A 17,071-nucleotide genomic window follows, 5' to 3' on the forward strand; every position below is an offset into this window, starting at 1 on the left:
TAGTTATCCATCATTACCCGATTGAGGGACGGCCCAAACGTTACATTTTTGCTCGTGTTCGATTCGTAGCTACTGCCTGTAGCGGATCTTCTGGCCAATAATGCTTCGGATAACGTCCCTTTAGATCTTTCTTTACTTCAAAATAACCACTGCTCCAGAAACTCGCCAAATCTGAGGTCACTTGAACGGGTCTCTGCGCTGGCGAGAGTAAATGTATAGTTAACGGAACTTTCCCACCTGCAATACGAGGTGTTTCTGGTAATCCAAACATTTCTTGTAGTCGCACAGCCACAAATGGCTTGGATGGATCTTGATAGTTTATGGGGATGGATGAACCGCTAGGCACCTTGAAATGGGTCGGCGCTTCCTTTTGTAGTATCTGTCGATGTTCCCAGCTTAACAGATTCTCTAACAACGTAGCCGTTTGGAGCTTCTGTAAAGCTTGACGGTTGCGTGCATCATCCAGATAAGGTTCTAACCATCCTTCTAGTTGTTTCAATAGGGCTTCTTCTGAAACATCTGGCCAATCCGAATAATAGAGTCTCATAAAAGATAACCGCTGTCTGAATTGGAGGGCCTGCTTCGTCCATGACAGTAGTGATAATCCTTCTTTTCGAATTCCACTAATAACAGATGCTGCAATTTCTTCGTGCAGAGGTTGATTATAGACCTGTTCCTTCATAACTATTGCCCCAAGTGTCCGTTTGATGCGTGCGCGCACTGCACCTGCTGAGGAATCCCAGACAACTTCTTTTAGATCTGTAATTTCATCCTGATAATAGTGCCAGATCAGTGTCTCATCCAAAGCAGAGGCTAATTGAATATTGCCTTCTATCCCTTTGTCATCCACCGCCGCCACGACGATATAGTCAGCCTTACTTAATGACTGCCTAGTCTTCAATACCACTCCTCGCCCACTTCGAAGTAGGAAGCTGCCATCACCTCGATTTTTGGCAATACGATCGGGATAGGCAAATGAAAGAAGAAGACCTGTTAAATTAACGTCTATTATTTGTTCTTCCGGCACATCCAACTGCTTCCTTAGATTGCGAATTTCTTGAATGATACGTTTTTTTGTCCCCTCATTCCCCTCAGTCTGTCCCGTCTTATCATTGCCTTGCTCCATGAGCAGTAAGCGTTCCACTCTGGTCCTTATGTCACTATCTGTTGCTGCTTCTGGGCCTCCAATTAGATCTCTTTCTTGTAAAAGCACCGCGAGTCTGCAGGCTAATGCCCCTTGGGAGAGTTCCTTTCCCTTCAAAAGCATATGAGCAAGTCTAGGATGAACTCCGATCTCTGCCATCTTACGACCATGCTTGGATACTGCTCCTCCAGAATCCAGTGCACCGAGTTGATGCAGCAAAAGACGCCCTTGCTCGAAAGCTACAGTAGGAGGGACGTCTAACCAGGATAACTCCTCAGGATCTCTCACTCCCCAAATAGCCAATTCAAGTGCAAGCGGCGTGAGATCCGATTGCCGAATATCTGGTACATTCATCTCAGGCAGTCGCGAATGTTCATCTTCACTCCATAATCGATAACATCTTCCGGGTGCAAGTCTTCCTGCTCTACCTCTACGCTGGTCAGCAGATGCTTTGGAAACACGTTTGGTGATGAGCTGAGGAAGCCCGGTTCTTGATGAAAACACTTCTGTACGCATCAAACCACTGTCCACTACCACGCGTATACCTTCTATAGTTAAGCTCGTTTCCGCAATTGAAGTTGACAATACGATCTTACGTTGCCCTTCACCAGCAGGCTGTATTGCTTCATCCTGTTTCCCTGGGGGTAACTGACCGTAAAGTTCACGAACGATGACATGACTCGGCAACCCAGAACGATATAACTCCTGAGCTGTTCTACGGATTTCGCCGATTCCAGGTAAGAATACCAAAATATCGCCTTCATCTTCGTTCAAGGCACGTTGTATCACACTAGAACATACTTGTTCCATTCGTTCAGTTCCGACTCGTACATAGTTCGTTTCAACTGGGTAACTTCTGCCTGTACAATAAATGACAGGTGCTTGCCCTAAAAGTTCTGCCACAGGTTCAGCATCCAGTGTGGCCGACATAATAAGCAGCTTTAAATCTTCACGAAAGACAGATTGTGCTTCAAGCGCCAAAGCAAGCCCTGTGTCTGCATGTATACTTCGCTCATGAAATTCATCAAAAATAATCATAGCGATATCTGACAACTCTGGATCGTTTTGAAGCATTCGGGTTAGAATCCCCTCTGTAACAACCTCTATAATCGTCTCAGCACTCACTCTACTGTCCATACGGACTCGATAACCAACAGTCTTACCGACAGGCTCTCCTATCGCTGAGGCCATATATGAAGCTGCTGAACGAGCAGCTATCCTACGGGGTTCAAGCATTATGATTTTTCTGCCTTTAAGCCAAGGTTCATCTAGAAAGGCTATTGGTGTTTGTGTTGTTTTTCCCGCTCCTGGTTCAGCTATTAAGATTGCTGAATGATGATGACGAAATGTTTCTTGAATTAACGGTATCACTTGTTGAATGGGAAGCTCATTTCTATGCATGTATTCTATTCCTATCTTTTATCCGATTATTTCATTCCGTTAGTTGCTTCTTAATTTGTAGTTCATACTGCTCAAATACTCCGCTAGAACCGAGTCCCCGCTGTTCTAGAAGCAATTGTAGGCGTAATCTTTTCTCATTCAATTGCTCTAGATGCTGTTCTTTCTCACCATCGTTTCCACAAGCATGGATGAGATCGACTAGTCTAACACATTCTTTGTGAAGAACAATTTCCTCTGGAATGTAACCTGAATTTTTGAGCAGTCGATACGACATACGTAGATCTTCTGGAATATGTGACAGATCATCTATCGGCAGTGACTTACCAGCATAAGGTGATTGATCAAGTTCACCATTTCGAATAGCCTCTTCAATCTTCTGTTCAGCTAGTCGGGAGAACATACTCATTAGATAGGTACCTCCTCATTTATTCATTATTCCTATCATAAGGGATTCCGATATTAAAAGAAAACAGCTAAAAAACACCCTATAGAAGTACACTGGATTTACCGAAAGAGGTATGTCCTGTGTTTATTCTAAAGGGTGCAATTTACTCAAACGACTTCTGTTAATTGTTACCGCAGAAGAGATTCCGCGCCATCAATAAAAATTTGGGAACCTGTGATATGCCGCGATTCATCGGATGCCAAAAAAGCAACCAGGTCTGCAACTTCTTCCGGTTTACCAGGACCATCGGCAAGCGGCTGCCCACCATCTGGATATTCAATCGGAATAGTGATTTCATCCAAATCCCCTTGTCGATCCGTGCTCTGATCAATATTCGTAGATATAGCGCCAGGACAAATTACATTCACTCTGATCTTGTACCTAGCTAACTCCAAAGCTGCCATCTTGGCAAATGCAACTTGTCCAGCCTTCGTCGTACTATAGGCGATCATCCCAAAACCTGTGAACACCCGAGTACCGTTAACCGAACTCGTAATGATAATGCTGCCCTGACCTCGCTTCTTCAGATGAGGAATTGCATATTTGACAGTCAAGAAGGTACCATTCAGATTTATGTCCAGTGTCTTCTCCCAATCTTCCAGACTCAACTCTTCAATCGGAGCAAGAACACCATTTATACCTGCATTGGCGAACACGATGTCGATGCCACCAAAGATCTCCACCGCTTCGAGCACGGATCTTTCAACCCGCTCCGGATTCGAAGTATCTACATCGAAAGCCCGAGCACAGCCTTTGCGAATCGAATTTAATTCCTGCTCTACTTCAGCCGTACGATCATCCTTCATATCAAATAAAGCGACATTCGCGCCTTCTTGAACAAGCTTTATAGCAGCAGCTTTACCAATCCCCGAGCCTGCGCCAGTAATAATTGCTGTTCTTCCCATAAATCTATCTCTTCCATTATTCATATATAACACTCCTTTTTTCGTAACATAGTGAACCTACCTGTCACAAGATTACCCAAAAGGCAGATGTTTATAATCATAAAAGAAGAATTATTACCACATTATTTCAAGAAATGATGCGTCGTCTTCAAGCCCATCCGTATGAAGCGCATTCATTAAAACCTGTACTTCAGTATCCGGGACCCATTCTGAGATTGGATCTAAATCATTTAATCCATCACTATACATTAGCAATCTATAACCAGTCAGGTAATCCAAATTACATTGAAATACATGTGGCTTACCCCCTACAGAGCCATGACGTGTGGACCAGCGTTCAGATGTGTGAAAATTATCTCCGAACCTAGAAGAAAGTTCCGTCTGATTATGAAATAATCGAAGCCTGGAATCTCCTTGCCATGCGAGCCATAGTCTCCCTTTTCGGTGAATACGGTTAGGCAGATCAACTCGGCCACATATATACATGCTCTCACTACCGAGTCGCTGCTTCTCTTCGAGCACTTCCTTCAGCAATGGGGGTGTTCCTTCCTCAACACGATATAAGTCGGCCTCACGAGAAGACAACTCAGTCAACTCTTGTAATTTTCGTTCGAATGGTTGTGCTGACAAATCATTCCCTTTTCTCAGCCATTCAAGAAGGTTCCTCCCTAAAAATTTCGATGCAAAGTCCCCTCGATAACTCAATCCAACGCCGTCGCAGAGGACAAAACTGCAAGCACTGCTATCTACAGCAAAGCCCAAATAATCCTGACCCTTCTCTGAAAGTAATACCGTTTCAGCAGCTCGGCCATAAGCAAATCTACAGCTGAATACCTGTTCAAAACTTGAAATTGGCTGTTCACTATTCTGTTTACTCTCATAGAAATATGAAGGATGGGATTTAAAGGCGTCAGAACTTTTCATAAGCGTTACCTTACCGGAGTAGCAGCTGACATCTGAAAACCGATCGATACCAGTTCAGCACATGTTCCAGGAAGCATCATTAGCGCCCCTGGACTTAGTTGATAATCAGCTTCTACAAGCATCTCACGGTAACTTTCAGGCAAGGCTGAGGACATCAGCTTTAATTTATATGCATGCTCATCTTCAACTGCTGTATCAGGGAGTATTCCCTTCCACCTTCTTGGTTCGCTAATGGGCTGACTCATCAAATGATCAGATATAAAAATATTCTCAACGAGCACATTCCCATCGGGTACACTCATACTCATAATCCGGCGAGCGATCGGTTCGGGATCTTCACCTGTCGCAACACCGTCAGTCATATGACACACAAGGGGTGCCGGGCAATCCTGCATATTTGGAATTTCAGCTTGCAATATTCTCTCTGCTTGAAGGAATGCTTTCGCGGAATCAGAGAAGCGCTTTGGTGTTAAGTCCGGCAAAGTCCCCACAGCTGCAATCTCATCTATTCCTTTAATCCCATTTAAGAGATCATACACATCGTCACTGTATGCTAATATCGCTATCCGATATCGAGGGGTAAGACGATTTCCTTTCGTAGAACGAAATACCATCTGCCGGATCGCCAAGGATAATGCATCATAGACAACATCAATCCGTCTGCGTCCTTCCATCAACATATTCATAGATGCACTAATATCAATCAAGTATATAATGAGCGCTGGTGTGCGCTGTGAAGCTTGTATTGTATAATTCACTTGGAACACCCCTGCACTTTCGTTATGTCATATATTTGGTAGCCAGTAGCTGCTATTTTTTATAAAATTTTTAATGCTTCTAGCACGCATACTCATTTGTCCAATGCTTTTATAGTAAGCTGCATCCTTTTGATACAAGCTATGAAACTCTCTAGCAAAATTCCTAGCTCTGTCTGTGTTACCCGTAAGCTGGGCATTGTATGCTTTGTCATAGGTTGCAATAAGCTGCACAACATTTTCAGCACGTTGTTTTTTTAACTTTTGAGCTTGGTCAGCTTTCGCTTTCACTTGCGCTTTACGTTCTGCTTCCTTCCTTGCCGTTTCAGCTGCTATCGCGGCCGCAGTTGCCTCACGCTTCTTCTTCTCTGCAAGCTCTGCTTGGTAAGCTTCGTATTTAGCCTGATTATCATACTTCTCTTGAAGTGCTGCCTTCTTCTTATTCTCTTCCAATTGAGCTAAATATGCTTCGTACTTGGCTTGCTTGTCGTACTTGGCTTGAAGCTGTGCCTTCTCCTCATCAAGTTTTGCTGTCTTAGCTTGCTCGATGGCTTTCGCAGCTGCAGCTTTCTTGGCAGCTTCCGCTTTAGCACGCCGCTCTTGTTCCTGCTTTGCTTCCGCTTGCTTACGCTTCTCCGCAGCTTTCTCTTCGGCCGCTTTTAACGCCGCAGCCTCCTCTTCGGCTTTTTTCGCAGCTTCCGCTTCTTGCTGCTTTCGAGCGTCTTCTGCAGCTTGAGCTTCTCTCGCCGCTATCAACTGAGCCTCTTCCTGCTGCTTGCTGTCAGCTTTATCTGCTAATATTTGATTAACCGTTACAGCTAATCCTGCCAAAATAACAACAGTAGCAGCAGCGGCTATCAACCATTTCTTAGAGCTGATAATATTTCTCCACCCATGGTTACCTGTAACCGGTGGAAATAACTGTTGTTCAAGTCCTTGTATCGCCGCAGCTAATTCTACTTCTAGTGGGCTGTCTTTTTTCACAAAATGGTAAGCTGATCGAAAGATCTCAAGCGCTCCGACCAAGTTGCCTGCATGCTCAAGATCTCTAGCTTGATGAAATAAGCGACCCACGACATTATCATTAACTTCCCTGTTACCTGGTACAATGCCTAGTAGATCAGCGTTTTCGTCTTCGAAACGCTCAGGTAATGGTCTCGCTTCTTCAGATCCAGCAGCAGACAATGGGCCTGCATCCTCCTCCAGTTTCTCTTCCACGATCTCATCCTCAGATATCGAAGAAAGAACAACGAGCCATTCTCCAAAGGTAGGACAACTGCTCAAGTCATGGCTATCCCAAGCCCTAACAAACAAGTCCGAAATTTTAGTGCCGAACCGCTGTCCCAAGGATTTCTTAAGTAAGAAGTATCGTTCGCACGGGGTCTGCATCTCATGCTGATCGAAATAGCTTTCACCCCATGCTTTATTTACAATTGCTTGGTCGCTCCAGCCCAACATTTCAGCGATAATAATTGCCCCAGCAAAACGATCCGCATACGCACTCCATAATCCGCTATGTACTGTTCGGTGAGCAGCGTACCCTGGAGATCCAGCTAATAACACATCAGGACGATCCATCTTTGGACTATAAATCTGTTCTACATCAACGAGTTCTACAACTGTTGAGCCTTCAGGAAGCTCTACTTCCGAAAAAAACGGAAGCATGACGTTTGGTGCAGACAAATCGCAGTGTGCCAAACCGCGTTGTTCCATACTCGAGCCAATTGCAGCCAGTGCTTTTGCCAACATGAGGCTTTCGCCTCGACCAAGAGTACGCTGATCGCTAACAACATCGAACCACGTAAACCCATGAATCCACGGCATTAGAACGGCATATAACAGGTCCGGATATTCTGCAATCAAATTTCCGTTTCTTTCGGGAGTGAGCACATCGCGACTGCATACCTTCAGACCAGGAACCTCACGATAGTTCGCCATATGCTCTGACTGATAAACCATGGCAGGTATTCTGAACTTGGGAAAAAACACTTTAAGTGCTTTTGCCTCATGCAGCGCTCCATCAACTGGAAGTAATTGATATACAATGCCTTGCCTTCCCGCTTGAGCATAGGCAAGTCCTGGGGCGGCAGGATGCTGTCCCACCGTGTAGGTTGTTCCGTTTATGAGAATCTCATCACCCGGATTCGGCTGATAAGCCATAAACATCCCCCTCTCTATAGTGCTTCTAAATTTATTTGTTCTATCAATTTCACGCGAAGAATCTACGATTGCAAGAAAACCGGGAGTCAGCTTGAACACCCGGTTTTCTTGTATATGAACTTAATTATATATTACAAAAGCCCAACTTTAGAAAATTAACGAGATTCGTCCGCCATACGGAATTTTTGAGCAATAGCTTTCAATTCTGCGCTGATGCTGTCAAGGGTTTGAACGAAAGAGTTCATCAAACGGCTTGCTTCCTGAAACTCTTGGAAGAAGCGCTGTTTTGTCATACCGTCCCACTGACCTTCCATACCATTTACAGATTGAGTCAGACTATTCACGATTTGTTGACTCTGTTCACCACTTTGTTTGAATTGATTCGCTACTTGCTCCACTTGTTCTGGTGTAATTAAAATGCGACCTGCCATGTATGTACCTCCTTGGTATTATCGGTTCTGATCAACAATTGTCATCTTATTAGATATTGGTAAGATTTTCAAAATGTCCTCAGACCTAATTTCCAATTACCCCCAACGACCCAGTAATGAAACCTATACCCATGTATTAATTTGCGATACTCAAATTAGAAGGATCGGTAAACGTCCATGCTTGCCCATTTAACGCAGCTTGCTTTACTGAAACATCTCCATTATCACTATTCATACCTACAGCGGCAGCTGCTGAGCTAGGATTAGAAATGACAGCCCCTGATGTTCCAGACTCAGGTAAGATGGAGTTACCTCCTTCATGTTTGAATGCCGCAAACAAAGCAGTGGGGGATACTCCCCCAGCTGTGACATGCTCTAGAATTGTATGATATTGATGATCAACTTCCTGAAATTGATCAGCCTTCATTTGTAAATGCTTGCCCATTTCATTTAATAGAGCTCCCAAGCTCTCTCCAAGCCGCTGGGCCGACTGCCATTCATCAATTACCGCCGCTTTCATCGACGTTTCCCACACGAGCGAGCTCATTGCCTGATTAAGCTGATTTGTAATGGCTAAATACTGCTCGCCGGATTGCTGAAACTGACGGCTTAATGCCCGGAGTAATTCCGGTTCGACAGATATACGCATAGGTCCTCACCTTTCATACGGGCTCCTTTACTGTTTCAGCCACATGAGAAGCATATGATGAAATTGCTCCTTAGTTGCAGGTGCTGCGGTCAACCAATCCTGATCGCCTTGAAGACTCATACGCAGCAGCCAGTTCATAGAATCATTCACAATAAATGCTGCATTTTGACTCTCCCAGTTATACCCGTTCCATTTTGACAGCTGAATTTCTCCCGAAGAAACCTTGTTTTTCAAACATTTTGCAAGTGCAATCGAACCTTCGACATCATCCGTCAGCTTGGCCAACCTGTCGCTAAGTTCGTCACTGTTCATATCCGAAGCACAAGTATATATATCCGCAAATTCTTTACGGCTAAGCAAGAGGGCTGGAATCTCTCCCGGTGACTGATCACTAAGAGCTAAATCCTCCACTAGCTTATTGCAAGTATCTTCAATTGAGCCAAGCTCACTGAGCATATAGCACCGACCATTTTCATCGCATTTACATACTTGAATGACTTGTTCTTCCGTTACATGCAAATAGCCTTCGAAAGACTTATCATTGTTCTCGTATTTCAACCAACAGGCTCGTTCAGCCAGGCCAGCAATAGCTACACGTGAGAACACATCAGGCGGAATTGACAATTCTCCACTTTCCTCGCGAATCAAGTAGCTTTTTTCGAGAAGCGATACCTTCGACGCCTCCCACTCACTAGCAATTTCTTCCGTTAAATAACCGCTGAATGGGTCTTCTACACCAAGCAGACGATCTGAACCGAGAATGCCGGCCAAAAAGAAAAACTCTTTATCATTTAACGTTACGGTCTCCTGTTTGGAAGCATGAATTGTCAACATTATGAGCCACCTCCCCTCAAACTACAACATGCCATCGGTCGCGAATTTCCGTGACCCATTGTTGGGCGTTCCACTGCTCATCGAATGGAACTGCGCCTTTAATTCTGGAAAATTTTCGTTTAATGTAGTACCCTTGGCCTGCTGGTAATATTTTTAGTCCTCCAGGACTATTAGCTGACTCCGAAAAAGGGATTCTAAAGAACGATAAATCATTCGAATCGAGAGTCCCAAATAAAAATCCAGATTGTGACGCTTTGACGTCAGTAAACCAATCTACTCCATATGTTGGGAAATCTGCCGGCACTCCAGAGAGGACCACATGTACTTTCCGGTCTCTGCCAAGTCTCACGATTGAAGATAATTGATCTTTTATCGTAAAATCACTTAGTTGCTTACTCATCACATCTGCATCATCTATTAGTAATAGAATCGCAGGATCTTCACCTTCTTTTGTCCGACTCTGAACTTTTTCATAGATCTCAGTTATTAATGGAGCCAAATCTTCTTCATTCTCAGCATGGCCTTTAACATGTGGCAGATGGTTTAATCTGCTAAGTCCACTGCTTCCGTACCTTGTATCCACCGTATAAATCTCAAGTTCATCAGGTGATGCGTGATACGCAAGAGACAACATCCAACTAAGTAGAAATGACGTTTTCCCGCCTTCCATTGGACTTGCCACGATAAAATGCGGACCTTCTTGTAAATTCACAAGGAACGGAGATAGGTCATCTGTAGACAATCCGACGGGTACTTGATACTTTGACGTACCGGATTTTCGTTCATACGGTTGATCCACGCGAAGAAGCTCGGAGAGGGCTATCTTCTCCGGCAATGGATTAATGGAAGGAGCCTGCTCTCCATCCCAGGCACTCTTCAATCGTGCAATCAAACCACGCAGCTCAGAAGACCTTTCTCCCTCATCCTGACCAGACGCGGAAAGCGCAGTCTGAAATTCAAGTGGAGGCACTTGACCTTTAATAAGCCCTCTTCCTGGCGGAAGCTGGCTCGGCGCTTTAGAAGGACGCCCCACTGCATAATAATAGTCCGCAGGATCGGAAAGCTCAAATGAAACAGCTTGGCTGATGTTACTTCGCACTTTTTCAAACATATCAGAAATTCGGTTAGCAGAGATGACAAAGGTTATACCTAAGCTTCCGCCTTCTCTAAGCAAGTACTCCAGCATGTCATTCTCTTCTGGGTAAGAATTCCGGAAATTGAGATACCCATCAATGATAATGATCAATTGGGGAACCTTTATAGACATAGCACGCCTGTAAGCTGCAATGGTCTTTACACCAGCATCAGCGACTAAGTCTTTTCGTGCGCCAACATGCTTCGTTAAAAATCGGAATAATCGCTTTATACGATCATCTTCCTCGGCTGTCATAACACCACCTATATGCGGCAGACCTGAGAAATCTCTCATCATTCGTCCCATATCAATGATATATCCATGCCATTGTTCAGGGGTATACTGTTTAGCCAAAGATATCAGAAGAGTCTGAATAAAGGTTGTTTTTCCTAGCCCTGGCATCCCGTACACGGCCAAATGTCCTTGCTCCAAATTTAATTTCAGTGGTTTCTGACATTGGTTCGGTAGATCATCTACGACTCCCACATAGGCATTAAGCAGAGGGTTGACATACTCATGATCAGTATACTCTTTACCAACTGTCAGGACATCATCCAGCTCTAAGCTATCAGGTAAAGGAGGTAGCCAAGGACCTTGTAGTCTTTCAATTCCTTCATCTTTCGCAATTTCAGCCACCCGCTCAATTAGAACTTGAAGCTGCTTTGGTATCTCTTCACAGTGAACTTTAGTCGAGTGCATCTGTGCTAACATCGGCTCAAGCTTACCGTTAAGACGAACTTCACGAATATTAATCAAACCTTCTGAATCTTGTTCTTCTATATAAGGAGCACCGCTCCATGCGAACTGCATTTCTTCAAAAACCTCGTCGCTACCGACCTGGAAATATCCACGACCTGGCTTATTAATCCACGCAGCATTCGGAATTTTGAGCATATCCCGGCTGTCTCCTTCGCTCTGTACACGTAAACAGATCCGGAAACGGGAGTTACTCCAAATCTTATCATCCACGACGCCTGCAGGCTTTTGGGTAGCCAAGATTAAATGCACTCCAAGCGTTCGACCAATCGCAGCAATACTAATCAGCTCATCCATAAATTCGGGTTGATCCTTTTTGAGCTGTGCAAACTCATCAATAATAATAACAAGATGCGGGAGCGGCTCTCCATGTCTATTACGAAGAAGCTTATAGTATTCATCAATATGCTGTAAATTTCCTGCATCATTTAATATTTTCTGACGACGCACTAACTCCGCTTTCAATGAGATTTTAGCCCGTTCAATCAGATTATTGTCTAGATTCGTTATTGTACCGACGACATGGGGCAGATCAAGGAACGTATTCGACATGCCTCCCCCTTTATAATCAATTAACATGAAGGCAAGATCGTGAGGATGAAATTCTGCAGCAAGAGATGCAACGATAGACTGGATGACTTCACTCTTACCAGATCCCGTCGTACCTGCGATTAATCCATGTGGCCCATGACCCTGACGTTCAATCTTATCGTGAAGATTTAGATTGATCCTTTTGCTGCCCGCTCTAACACCCATCGGTACAGGCAGCGTATCTGGGTATCGATTCTTCTGCCATCGGCTCTTGACATCAAGCTCTGAAATATGATCAATATCCATCATTTCAAACAATGTCAATACTGCTGGAATATCAGAAGCGGACGAACGCTTTAATCGAATTGGAGCCATATAACGGGTCATTGCTTCCATCTGCTCACGGTTAATATGGTCAGGTTTATAGTTCTGCTGTCGAATGACACCATCCTTCTTCATGGTGTAGACAGCCTGCTCTTTTTCCACCTCGACGATCAACTGACAATGCATAGGTAGATTCTCTTTGCGGTCCGACAAAATAATCGTGACAGCATCAACCTCTTCCCCATGTTCTAGTAAAAGCGGTAAAAGTGGCTCTTCCTCAATTAGCTGACTGCTCGACAATATAACAAAGTACACGGGTACCTCAACCGATTTCCCCCCATACTCTGATCGGTTACCTTTACGACGATATAACTGCATAAAAAGCTCATCTGCCAGCTGATGAGCACTGCTCCGTCGATGTGCTAAATACCTAGACGAACGATCATCGTCCCATGTATGAGGAAGCCAGCGAAGATAGTCCCATTCATGGGCTTCCTTCTCCTCGTAAAATGCAGCTACTTTCACTTCATCCGGCGAGTGACGTACTGCAGTTTGAGATATAATGACTCGTAGTGTATTCAATACATTCTCTCTACTGCCTACAATACCGATGACTTTGGAATCGTATAACGGCACTGTAATAGAAGCATCATCAACCGTTTGATAAACATCTGCAAGTTGTTGGGCTGCTTCAATTAAAGGATCTTTCTCGTAGCCATCCGCTCGCGGTGCTCGAACCTGAATATGAAACGGCACAGTCCCTTTTCCTACGCAGATATCTAAAAAATCAACATCCTCAGGTGATCTTTCCCATAGAGAGCTGCTTCTGTTCTTCACAACCTGAAAGCAAACATCGGGGTCGCCGTGAATTTCAAACATAACTTCCACCTGATTACGCTGACGTTCCTTCAATTCTTCTCGGTGAAGATCAAGCTGAGCACGATAATTAAGATTCCGTTCTGCTAGCTTTTTCTGGTATGTCTTCTTATTACCTAGGTACATAAAAAAGGGTAACGTATATGAAGTAAGCATCATAAATATGGACAGCATATAAAACATCATATAGTTGGTGTTTCCCATCTTGCCACTCATATTCATATATATATAAAAACTAATAGTAACTACCGTCATTATAATAGGAATAATGATAGAGACGAGTGAAAAAGACGGTTTATTAGGCTCTGAAGGAGGTTTTAGTATCTCCATCTCTTCGCTTGGTAAAGCCGGTTTAATTCTTGGCGAACGCTGATATAAGACGTTCATCATGGTCCTCCCCTTTATAGTAAACATTGGGTAAATAGAATTATGTAATCTGCTGATTCCTTCTTAAATCAAAGGGTTATTTACCCATTCCTATGCTTCCTGAAACAATGATCTATGGCCATAGACAGGCGCTTCTTCATTCGTTGTTGAGAATGCACGCTGTAACCTGATATACGCCCCTTCTCTTAGGCCTGCCTCTCTGACTGCCAATTCATCTTTCACCGTAAACCATAGACCCTCGGGGAACTTCGCTTCCAATATATATTGTATTCCTGAACTTGAAGGCTCTTTAAAGAGTCGAATTCCTAGCAACTCGTTTAGTCGGGTAATTGAACAATCATCAGGAACATCAATATCAAACCATTCTCCTTCTGCTCGTCCACAAATCACTGTAAGAATCATCTTGCTCTTCCTGCCCTTCTATATATCGTAATGGTAGAGTATTCCCTATGAAAAGGCCGAACCCCTATATCATATGATATAAAAATAGGTTACAGTATTGTAACTGTATCACTCTAGAGTCTATCCTGTCAATTTGTGTCATATTTCCTATGTCCTATTTTCGTGCGGATTTGCGTAGTTCATAAGAACCTAATTTAATTTGAAACGGGTAAAATTGCTTTAATTTAACTTTAAAATAACAATTTTTGAGCATAAAAAGAGAGAGTTCACAAATTCGACACTCTCCTAAATCCGTCTATTGATTTATTCATTGATTTTAAGGTTATTTTAAGATTGGCAGTTTATAATGCAATTATCATGAAACAAGACTTTTCGTGAGGTGATTTGATGAAAGCACTCATTATGTTTCAAAACAAACCTGTACCTGTTTATTTTACAGAAGAAAACAAACAGCCAGTACAAAAAGTATTAAAGCTCTTAACCAGCGCACTTGATCATAAAATTCGGAATGGTAAAAATGCGCTGCAAAAATGCCTGAACTCCCTCATAAGCATTGAAATCGAGGGTTCCGAGGCAATTCTTCACAGTAAAAGTGAAAACGACTCTCTTGCGCTATCTCTCTTTTAAAAGGGGGATAGCCCTTTTTTTTTGCCTGAACACTGGTGGCCCTCCCCCTCATTAAGCTATATCTTGCGAATTAGTAGTGATAATAACGCTCTGCGACACTCTGGGCTTTATAAATACGAATCTGAAACAGCCGCACCAAATTCATTCGCGTATGCAGTTCTTGGCAGCTGTCCAGCTTCTTTAAAATAAAGCGATCAATGGACATGCCATTCACTCCTTCTATTCTTATTTACGTATGGGATTAATTGCCTCCCTCCGTATTTCCTATTAACCCTCCCTCATGATTTTAAACAAATATTTACATAAGATTTCTCAACAGTACCTTGCATTATTCAGTACCTAATGTTATTCTCTGAATATGCTATTGAATATTAATCAGTACTGGTTTCTATTCAGTTCCTAATAAGATCGGAGGTAACGTCTTTGGAAGTCAGTATTCAGTTTAAAAAGGGAGTCCTTGAATTGTGTGTGCTTGTACTCATCCACCGCAAAGACCAATACGGCTACGAGCTTGCTCAATCCGTCTCCCGTCACATAGAAGTTGCCGAAGGTGCACTCTATCCACTCCTGCGTAGGCTTGTAAATGAGGGGTACTGCACAACCTATCTTCAGGAATCATCTGAAGGACCTCCCCGTAAATATTACAGACTGACTGAAAGAGGGGCGAGTTACATGAACGCCATGGTGAAAGAGTGGAAATCATTTGTAGGCAATGTCACTAATTTAATTGAGGAAGGACAAGAGAATGAATAAAACACAATTTTTATCTATTTTAAAAACTAGGCTTGCCCCCCTTTCAAGGGAAGAACGCAATGAACTTCTTAGTGATGTGGAATCCCACTTTGAGTTTGGTCTACAAAATGGCCGCACAGAAGAAGAAATTGCTCGTGAACTCGGAGATCCGTTTGAAATAGCTAGAGAAGCACTTGGTGACCGATTTACGGATATGCCTATATATCTTGAGAAGTCACCATCAACTACAGGACGTATCTTCATAGGAATTGGTCTATTCTTCAGTGGTCTTGTCATGGTGCCTTTTCTCATCGCTCTTTGTGCAGGATGGATTGGACTCGCTGGGGGCGCTGCCGCCACTATACTCAGTCCATTACTCGTGCTACTGGATTATCTGTTTAACGGTACTTTCTATCCGGCAAAGCTATTCCTCTCCATATCTATGGTAGGTGTTGGCATTCTGCTTACGTACCTCGTAAAATGGGCCCTCACCGGTCTCAAAATGCTAATTCGAGCGTATTTCAGATGGAATAAACGAATGTTGAAAGGAAGAAACGTTTAATGAGACATAAATTTCTGGTAAGTACAGCAATTCTCCTTATATTAATAGGTGTGGTTGGAATGGCTGCATATAAGTTCAAGTTTCAAGACAAATATCCAGATCATAAACAAACCTGGACGCTTCAGGCTAATGAATTAAAGAAACTTTCAATTCTAAGTGATTATGATATGGATATTTCATTTACGACTACTTCAAGTCAAGAGGGGTATATCGAATTTGAAGGCACCGTTCATCCGAAGGTAGTGGAGCATCTCAGAAATCTAACCTTTAACGGTCCAGACTTTTCTATTGATTTGACTCCACCGTCTACAATGGAATTTTTCAGTGTCAATTTCACTTTCCCCAAAGCAAAAATAATTGTAGCGTTGCCTCAAGGAGCGGAACTCGATAACTTGAATGTCTCTAGTTACTCAGCACATATTAACATTGAGGGCGCAACTTCCAATAACATCGAGGTTTCTTCGTTATCAGGTGACATCTCCGTTTTAAACATCACTGCTAATCACTTGAAACTGGATACGATGTCTGGAAATATTGAAGGAGATACCCTCACTGCAGACGCGGAGATAACGAGCCGTTCTGGCGATATCGATTTATTACACGTCCAAGGTGATGCTATAATCGATAACGCATCAGGTAATATTTCAATTGGCCAGCATGGTGTGGCTTCAATCAACGCGAAGACCCTATCAGGAGATATCGACATAACTGTTGACCCGGAATTTAATGGTTTATATGAGGCTCATACTCTATCCGGCTCCGTGAACGTCCCTACTTCATTAAATGAAGGACAACAAAAGGTCATAGCTGACTCCCAATCTGGTGACATCGATATTCGCTTACCTTAACTTCAAAAAGCAAAAAAAACACCTTTCTGTAGCGGTTTAATACCGAAAAGAAAGGTGTTTTCCCATGTTTATCCCACTACATAAATAGACGCAGGATGAACCAACATCCAATCAAATTACGGGGTCAAAGCTCTCCAAATATGGTTATATACCGTATGTTGGATTGCTTCCAATGTGGATTTATCTGTTCAATTGCGGTAGGATTATTATTGCTGATTATTCGTACACGCTTATTACATAAGG

The 17,071-nt window shown here is 43.2% G+C and carries 16 protein-coding genes; 4 read left to right on the top strand and 12 right to left on the bottom strand.

Annotated elements, in window-relative coordinates:
* Positions 1-40: 40 nt before the first annotated feature.
* From hrpB to ACK8P5_RS15625, 11 genes are all read right to left on the bottom strand, one after another.
* Positions 41-2,545: an ATP-dependent helicase HrpB gene (gene hrpB / locus ACK8P5_RS15575; RefSeq protein ID WP_422657180.1), complete on the bottom strand. Its 2,505-nt coding sequence runs from the start codon at positions 2,543-2,545 to the stop codon at positions 41-43.
* 31 nt (positions 2,546-2,576) lie between these two features.
* Positions 2,577-2,951 (bottom strand): DnaJ family domain-containing protein, encoded by a 375-nt coding sequence (locus ACK8P5_RS15580; RefSeq protein WP_422657181.1) that lies wholly within the window; start codon positions 2,949-2,951, stop codon positions 2,577-2,579.
* Positions 2,952-3,118: 167 nt separating this feature from the next.
* Positions 3,119-3,919, bottom strand: coding sequence for an SDR family oxidoreductase (locus ACK8P5_RS15585; protein ID WP_422657182.1), 801 nt, complete (start codon positions 3,917-3,919; stop codon positions 3,119-3,121).
* Between the two features lie 90 nt (positions 3,920-4,009).
* Positions 4,010-4,819, bottom strand: a complete 810-nt coding sequence (locus ACK8P5_RS15590; RefSeq protein ID WP_422657183.1) for a hypothetical protein — start codon at positions 4,817-4,819, stop codon at positions 4,010-4,012.
* 5 nt (positions 4,820-4,824) lie between these two features.
* Complete coding sequence (locus tag ACK8P5_RS15595; RefSeq protein ID WP_422657184.1) at positions 4,825-5,577, bottom strand: vWA domain-containing protein; 753 nt, start codon at positions 5,575-5,577, stop codon at positions 4,825-4,827.
* Between the two features lie 27 nt (positions 5,578-5,604).
* A complete protein-coding gene (locus ACK8P5_RS15600) occupies positions 5,605-7,734 on the bottom strand; it encodes a hypothetical protein (RefSeq protein ID WP_422657185.1) in 2,130 nt (709 codons plus the stop codon).
* A gap of 155 nt (positions 7,735-7,889) precedes the next feature.
* Positions 7,890-8,165: a WXG100 family type VII secretion target gene (locus ACK8P5_RS15605; RefSeq protein ID WP_422657186.1), complete on the bottom strand. Its 276-nt coding sequence runs from the start codon at positions 8,163-8,165 to the stop codon at positions 7,890-7,892.
* Between the two features lie 136 nt (positions 8,166-8,301).
* Positions 8,302-8,814 (bottom strand): WXG100 family type VII secretion target, encoded by a 513-nt coding sequence (locus ACK8P5_RS15610; protein WP_422657187.1) that lies wholly within the window; start codon positions 8,812-8,814, stop codon positions 8,302-8,304.
* A 27-nt stretch (positions 8,815-8,841) separates the two neighbouring features.
* Positions 8,842-9,648 carry a hypothetical protein gene (locus tag ACK8P5_RS15615; protein WP_422657188.1) on the bottom strand — a complete coding sequence of 269 codons (807 nt, stop codon included), beginning with the start codon at positions 9,646-9,648 and terminating at the stop codon, positions 8,842-8,844.
* A gap of 16 nt (positions 9,649-9,664) precedes the next feature.
* Entirely contained in the window at positions 9,665-13,657 is a 3,993-nt protein-coding gene (essC, locus tag ACK8P5_RS15620; RefSeq protein ID WP_422657189.1) for a type VII secretion protein EssC, read from the bottom strand.
* 90 nt (positions 13,658-13,747) lie between these two features.
* The gene (locus ACK8P5_RS15625) at positions 13,748-14,059 is read right to left on the bottom strand and encodes a hypothetical protein (protein ID WP_422657190.1); all 312 of its coding nucleotides are present in this window, start codon (positions 14,057-14,059) and stop codon (positions 13,748-13,750) included.
* A gap of 387 nt (positions 14,060-14,446) precedes the next feature.
* Between ACK8P5_RS15625 and ACK8P5_RS15630 the strand changes: the two genes are divergently transcribed.
* Complete coding sequence (locus ACK8P5_RS15630) at positions 14,447-14,686, top strand: hypothetical protein (RefSeq protein ID WP_422657191.1); 240 nt, start codon at positions 14,447-14,449, stop codon at positions 14,684-14,686.
* 70 nt (positions 14,687-14,756) lie between these two features.
* Here ACK8P5_RS15630 and ACK8P5_RS15635 read toward each other — a convergent pair whose 3' ends face one another.
* The gene (locus ACK8P5_RS15635) at positions 14,757-14,891 is read right to left on the bottom strand and encodes a hypothetical protein (protein ID WP_422657192.1); all 135 of its coding nucleotides are present in this window, start codon (positions 14,889-14,891) and stop codon (positions 14,757-14,759) included.
* A gap of 218 nt (positions 14,892-15,109) precedes the next feature.
* On the opposite strand from ACK8P5_RS15635, the gene ACK8P5_RS15640 reads away from it, so the two are divergent.
* Genes ACK8P5_RS15640 through ACK8P5_RS15650 form a run of 3 tightly spaced genes read left to right on the top strand, consistent with a single transcriptional unit; the run spans position 15,110 to position 16,828 of the window.
* Positions 15,110-15,439, top strand: coding sequence for a PadR family transcriptional regulator (locus tag ACK8P5_RS15640; RefSeq protein ID WP_422657193.1), 330 nt, complete (start codon positions 15,110-15,112; stop codon positions 15,437-15,439).
* Positions 15,432-15,980 carry an HAAS signaling domain-containing protein gene (locus ACK8P5_RS15645; protein ID WP_422657194.1) on the top strand — a complete coding sequence of 183 codons (549 nt, stop codon included), beginning with the start codon at positions 15,432-15,434 and terminating at the stop codon, positions 15,978-15,980. Before ACK8P5_RS15640 ends, ACK8P5_RS15645 begins: the two co-directional genes overlap by 8 nt.
* On the top strand, positions 15,980-16,828 hold the full coding sequence (locus ACK8P5_RS15650) for a DUF4097 family beta strand repeat-containing protein (protein ID WP_422657195.1): 849 nt from the start codon (positions 15,980-15,982) through the stop codon (positions 16,826-16,828). Before ACK8P5_RS15645 ends, ACK8P5_RS15650 begins: the two co-directional genes overlap by 1 nt.
* Positions 16,829-17,071 lie beyond the last annotated feature (243 nt).

Origin of the sequence: Paenibacillus sp. EC2-1, assembly GCF_049311625.1 — a bacterium.
Lineage (GTDB): Bacteria > Bacillota > Bacilli > Paenibacillales > Paenibacillaceae > Paenibacillus_AQ.